Source organism: Streptomyces phytophilus (assembly GCF_013870535.1).
Taxonomy (GTDB): Bacteria; Actinomycetota; Actinomycetes; order Streptomycetales; family Streptomycetaceae; genus Streptomyces; species Streptomyces phytophilus.
Map to the genome: position 1 here is coordinate 1 of NZ_JACBXC010000257.1, position 6,246 is coordinate 6,246.

The window sequence follows — 6,246 nt, forward strand, 5'->3', positions numbered from 1 at the left end:
CCGCGACCGGCGCGCGGGCCGTGTTCTCCGTACAGATGCCCGCCGTGACCGCGGACGGCTTCGACTTCGACGGCGAGGTGGCCCAGGGCGCCAACCTCATCGAGGGCGCGAAGGCCGCCGGGGTCCGGCAGTTCGTGCACACCTCCGTCACCGGCGCCGGGCAGCACACCGAGACCCCCGGCTGGGCCGAGGGGCGCTGGGCGGTGGAAGCCGGCCTGGCCGCCAAGGCGGCGGTCCAGGACCGGCTCCGGGCGGCCGGCTTCCCGCGCTGGACGCTCCTCAAGCCGGGCACGTTCATGGAGAACTTCCTCCCCTCCATGCGGTTCCTCTTCCCGCGCGGCATCGAAGGCGGCCTGGTGAGCGTCCTCGACCCCGGGACGCGGCTCTCCCTCGTCGCGGTCGACGACATCGGCCGCGCGGCGGCCGCGGCCGTCGCCGCGCCGGAGCGGTTCGACCGCGTGGAACTGGAGCTGGCGAGCGACTACCTGTCGATGACGGAGATCGCCGAGATCCTCTCCCGCGTCCTCGGTACGCACCTGCCCGCGCCGGACATGACCGCAGAACAGGCCCTCGCCGCGGGCATGCCGCCGATGGGCGCCTCCCACGAGTGGCTGAACGTCGCCGGCCAGCCCGGCCGCCCCGAGTACGCCAGGGACCTCGGCATCCCCCTCACCACCTTCGAGCAGTGGGCCCGCGACCACCTGCGAGCTGAGCACTGACCCACCGCCCGGCCCGGTCCCGTCCGCCGCCGGCCCCCGTCCCCGCCGGGGCCGTACGGGTGGTCGTCAGGCGGGGCCTTCGCCCGGGGTGACCGACATGCCTGTCGAGTCGTAGTCCGGACCCACCTCGTTGTCCGCGTAGAACTTCACTCCGGTCGACGCCGAAGTGACCTCCATGACCCGGGTCGAGGAGCCCGCGAAGTCGTTGCGGGTGATCGCCACGTCGTCCGGCCCGTCCAGCTTGATGGACTGGTTCCAGCTGTCGCCCATCTCGTTGTCCGCGACGATCCAGTTCTTCATGCCGTCGGTGTTGCCGCCGGAGTTCCCGCCGCGGCCGTAGTCCTCGGCCATCAGCCACTGGTGGATGCTGGGGATGCTCTCGTCGCGGTCCGGGTTCGGCGGGCCCACGGCCTTGTTGCCGCGGATCTGCACGTCGTCGCTCGCGATGGGGTGCGAGCTGGACACCCACGTCTGGATGAAGTCGGTGTGGCTGTCGCCCGGGTCGCCGGTCACGAAGTCGATCGCGGTGTTGTACATGATCTTGTGGCGGTCGCCGAAGAACGTGATGGCGTTCAGGTCGCCGGGGCCCTCGACGCCCTTGATGTCGTTGTTCTGGATGGTGACGTTCGTGTTGTCGTCCGAGTAGATGCCGTACTGCTGCTCGGCGTCCACCCGACAGTTCTGCACCACCACGTGGTCGGCTTCGATCAGGATGCCGCCGCGGACGGTGTTGCCCTGGCAGTCGTAGACCTCGGGATCCGCGGCCGTGCCGCCGGAGTCGATCTCGTACCTGGAGTCCTGGTCCGGTACGAGGACCGCGCCGGGCGGAGTCGCCACCCCGCCGACTCCGAGGGACTGCCCGGGCGGCTCCGGGTCGCCGCCTGGCTCCCCGGACACGGTCACCTCCGCGATGCTCGTCCACTTGGCCGAGTCGGAGGAGTCGTTGCCGTGCCCGACTATCCGCACGTAGCGCGCCTGCCCGGCGGTGAAGTCGTACGTCTCGAAGCTGCTGGTGGTGCCGCTGCTCCGCTCCCCGGGCAGCACCGTCGACCACGCCGAGCCGTCCCGGGACAGCTGGACGTCGAACGTCGCCCGCCGGTCGTCCCCCTCGTACCAGGCCAGCGCCACCGAGTCGACGGTCGTGACCGTGCCCAGGTCGAAGCGGATCCAGACCCCGTCGCCGGCCCCGGACCAGCGGGTGGACAGGTCGCCGTCGATCGCGTTGGCCGGGCCGTTGCCGTCGTCGGTACTGGCCGTCGCCGCGGTGATGGGCAGCGTCGCCGCCGACGCCGCCGGGCTGAACAGCGCCACCGAGCCGAGCACGGTGCAGGCGCACAGACCCGCGGTCAGCATGCCTCCCACCGGTACCCGTCTCCTCGTCGTCTTTCCCGTCCGTATACGGGCGTTCGGAGCGTTCACGTGCGTCTCCTCGGGGTGTGTCCTCTTGCGGTCAGGGAAGCGGGAGGGGCACGACCGGCGGCGGCAGCGCCGCCGCCGGTCGTGCCCGCGTCCTACGGAGCGGCCGGGCCGACGTCGGCCGCGGTGAGCGGGGTCCGCGTGGCGGCGGACGGCGACCGCTCGTCGGCTCCGGCGTCGACCGTGCCGGTACGGGCCTGGCCGTCCATGTCGTCCGTCACGAACGGGTGGCCGCCGGTGCCGGCGTCGATCGCCGGGCTGCCCGCGCCGATCCGCTGCACCGGCCCGTCCGGGGCCAGCAGCGGGTCCGCCGCCCTGACGGCGTCGGACGGTACGTCGACACCCACGGTCGCCGATCCGGTCGGCCACGCGATGTTCCCGGCGTAGGTCATGTCCACCGGCTCCATCAGCTCGTTGAACAGCTTGCCGCGGGCACCGGTCACCACGTTGTCGGCGATGACCGAGTCGACCGGCGCCAGGTCGTAGTTGGCGCCGACCTCGATGTTCGACACGTTGTCCACGAAGGTGTTGTTCACGACGGTCGCCCGGTAGACGCGCCAGTGCGCGCTGAGTGCCCCCGAGGTGTCCACGTCGCCGCCGTCGATCTGCAGGGCGGCGTCGAAGCCGGTGCCGGTCAGGCCCTCGAAATAATTGTTGTAGATCTTGTGGTCCTGGCCGTAGATCCGGATTCCGCCGGTTCCCGCCTTCCCCTCGCCGAGGAAGAAGTTGCCGTGGAAGGAGCCGCGGTTTCCGTGCCGCTGCGACAGCACGCCCTGCGAGGTGCGGAACGTGTTGTAGCGGACGATGTTGTCGTTGCTCTTCACGGAGACGATCTCCGGGTCGCCGTCGCAGTTCTCGAAGAGGTTGGACTCGACGACGGTGAATCCGCTCGACTTGGAGATACCGCTCCAGCCGACCCGGATCGCCTCCATCTCGTTCTCCGCGCGGGGACCCATATTGCGGAAGTGGTTGTGGTCGATGCGGTCGTGCTGCGACTGCTGGGTTTCGGATCCGTCGACGGTGATGAAGTTCCCCAGCTGGTGCTTCTCCTCGAACAGGTTGTGATCGATCCGGTTGTGGTGGCTGTTCTCACCCTGGATGATCACCCACTTCAGCGAGGATTCCTCGGTCAGCCGGAAGTGGTTGCGGGTCAGCCGCACATTGTTCGACCCGGTGATCTTCAGCGTGTCGCTGTTCGTCCACTTCAGGCCCTCGAAGGTGACGTACGAGGAGTCGGCGACCTCCAACTGCCCGTCGTCGACCACCGCCCGGCCGCGGTTCTCCGCGACGACCGTGATGGGCTGGTCGGCGGTTCCGTTCCTGCCGGTCATCTTGCCGATCGAGTACGAGCCGTCCGCGAGCACGATGCGGTCCCCGGCGCGCGCGTCCCCCATCGCGGACTTCAACTGGTCCGAGTCCGCGACCCGCACGGTCCTGCCGGGGTCCGGATCGCCACCGCCCCCGCCGTCGGGGCCGTGGACGGTCGTCTCGGTGATGCTGTTCCAGTCGTTTGCGGTGTTGCCGTGGCCGACGATGCGCAGATAGCGGGCGGAGGTGTCGGCGAAGTCGTAGTTCTGCGGCTGGAGGGTGGTCCCGCTGCTTTCCTTCCGCGCCAGGACCGGCGTCCACGACGATCCGTCGTCGGACACCTGGACGTCGAAGGTGTTCTTTCTCGTGTCCCCCTGGTGCCAGGCGACCGACACCGAGCCGATCGTCTGCGCCGAACCGAGGTCGTAGCGGATCCACGCCCCGTCGCCCTGGGCGGACCAGCGCGTACTCAGATCGCCGTCGAGGGTGTTGGCGGGCACGTTGCCGTCGTCGTCGCTGGCCGAGACGTCCGAGACCGCCACCGGGGCACCCGGAGAACCCCCGTCCGTCCCGACCGGATACGTCCTGACCCAGTCGACCTCGAACACCGCCGGGCGCAGACCGCTGTCACCCGTGAAGTTGTCGAGCTGGATGACGAGATTCCCCAGGGGCATCTTCTGGATGTCCCCCCGGTCGGCATTCGCACCGTCCGCAAGCCGGAACCACTCGACGCCGTCGACGTAGCCGACCAGCTCATCCGGCGTCCACTCGAACGCGAAGTTGTGCCACTGCGTCATGTCGACGGGGCAGAGTTCTTCGTGTTCCTTCTCGTCCGACGGGCTCTGCGGATAGTGCAGGAACGCCCCGAGGCACTGCGCGTCCGGGTTCGAGTACTCGACCCAGTCGTACTCGCCGTTTTCGAGCCGGTTGCCCGCGGTGGGCCAGATCAGGTGCAGGGGATGGTAAAGCCCGCCGTCGGCGCCGGTGTTCCTCGAACGCGACCGGATCTCCCAGCGGCCGTACTGCATGTCGCGGTTCTGCCTGATCCATCCCGTGTCGCCGTTCGCCTCGCCGCGCATGCTGAGGATCCCGTCCGCGACGGTGCTGTTCTTCCCGCACCGGCGGCCGTTCCCGGCGTGCCCTTCCCAGCACTGGGGCGTCCCGCCGACCTCGCCCGACGGTACGTCCCACCGCTCGGGGTCGACCGGCCCGGTGTAGTCGAACTCGTCGGACACCGGCAGCGGTTCACCCCAGCCGTACCGCTCGGCGGCCTCGGTCGGGTCGGCGCTTCCCTGGTCGTCGTCGTGGGTGACGCTCAGCCCGTAGATCTCCACCTGGCCGTAGTTGTCGTCGCTGCACGGCGACGAGCGTTCGCAGTTGGCCTGGGTGTACGCGCCCGCCTTGAAGTAGGCGCCGGAGAAGTCCTCCGAGAGCGTGGTCTGCAGCGTCCCGTTGTAGTACGCCTTGATCTCGCCGTCGCTGACCACGAACTTGGCCTCGAACCTCGTGCCCAGCTCGTAGTCCGCGTCCACCAGCTTGTGGTTGCTGTCCTCGGGAGAGGTGACGTAGAGCCTGTTGCCCTCCAGCCGGAAGACCGACACGTCGTCGTCCGAGTCGTGGATCTGCCCGGCGACGACGTCCGGCTTGTCCTCGGGGACGTCCGTGATGGCCTGGTCGATCACCATCGTGTGCGTACCGGACGTCGAGGACCAGCTCGCCTTGGTCTCCCCCGAGTCCGTCATCTCCCGCAGCTCCGAGCGGGGGTAGTCGGAGCCGCTGGTGGTGACCCCGTTGACCGCGGCGCGGAACTGCACCGCGTCGCATTCCGGGGTCGCGGTGAACCACGGGTCGATCGCGTACGTGGCGAGGTCCGGCTGTTCGACGTTCGTCGGCGACTCGTCCTCGCCGATCGGGAGCCCGATGTACCAGTTCGTCAGGTCCAGCACGTCGGCCGGGTAGTCGCAGGAGCCGCTGCCGCCGTCGGCTCCGTAGAGGGCCGTCTCGGTGATGCTGGTCCAGTCGTTCGTGGTGCTGCCGTGGCCGACGATGCGCAGGTAGCGGGCGGAGGTGTCGGCGAAGTCGTAGTTCTGCGGCTGGAGCGTGCTGCCGCTGGTGGTCTTGCGCGACAGCGCCGTCGTCCACGAGGACCCGTCGTCGGACAGTTCGACGTCGAAGGTGTTCTGCCGCGTGTTCCCCTGGTGCCAGGCGACCGACACCGAGCCGATCGTCTGCGCCGAGCCGAGGTCGTAGCGGATCCACACCCCGTCTCCCTCGGCCGACCAGCGGGTGGCCAGATCGCCGTCGAGTGTGTTGGCGGGCACGTTGCCGTCGTCGGTGCTGGCCGTGACGCCCGTGACCTCCAGGGGGTCACCCGGCTCGGCCGATGCGACGGGTTGGTACACAGCCGAGATTCCGAGGGCTAACAGCCCGACCGCAAGCGCACGTTGGATTCGTCTCACAGGGCCTCACTGTGGTGGAAGCGCCGGCCGGCCGGGGGCGGTCGAGCGGCGCTGGACGGTTGGGGGTCGCACCCAGCGAGGCCGCGCACGGCGATGGTGCGTGCCGGGCCACGGCCGCGCCGGAGAGCTTCGTGCCGGCCGGGCTCCGGCACCGGGCCACGCTGTCAGAGGCGTGCGGGGACCGGTCCCGAAGCACCGATTCCGGATGCCGTCCAGTGGGAAACCGGTCTCCGGGCGGGCACGAGCGGCAGAAATCGGCCGCCGGCGCTCAGGCCCCCGGCGCCTGCATCTCCCACACCAGGGCCTCCGCCGCCCCCTCCGCGGTCAGGTCGAGTCCCTCGCAG

3 protein-coding genes are annotated in these 6,246 nt (G+C 69.8%); 1 reads left to right on the forward strand and 2 read right to left on the reverse strand.

Annotated features, from left to right (window positions below):
• The coding region (locus tag H5J30_RS14070; protein ID WP_181787776.1) for an NmrA family NAD(P)-binding protein at positions 1 to 719 on the forward strand (719 nt) is incomplete at its 5' end.
• 66 nt (positions 720 to 785) lie between these two features.
• Here the strand turns inward: H5J30_RS14070 and H5J30_RS14075 are convergent.
• Together H5J30_RS14075 and H5J30_RS14080 are read right to left on the reverse strand one after the other, a co-directional pair.
• Positions 786 to 2,072, reverse strand: coding sequence for a discoidin domain-containing protein (locus tag H5J30_RS14075; RefSeq protein WP_220188891.1), 1,287 nt, complete (start codon positions 2,070 to 2,072; stop codon positions 786 to 788).
• Between the two features lie 158 nt (positions 2,073 to 2,230).
• The gene (locus H5J30_RS14080; RefSeq protein ID WP_181787778.1) at positions 2,231 to 5,845 is read right to left on the reverse strand and encodes a chondroitinase-B domain-containing protein; all 3,615 of its coding nucleotides are present in this window, start codon (positions 5,843 to 5,845) and stop codon (positions 2,231 to 2,233) included.
• Positions 5,846 to 6,246: the final 401 nt, after the last annotated feature.

What these genes read in the sequence shown, in the direction of transcription:
- H5J30_RS14075 (WP_220188891.1), bottom strand. Translation starts at nt 2,072, where the DNA reads ATGCTGACCGCGGGTCTGTGCGCCTGCACCGTGCTCGGCTCGGTGGCG.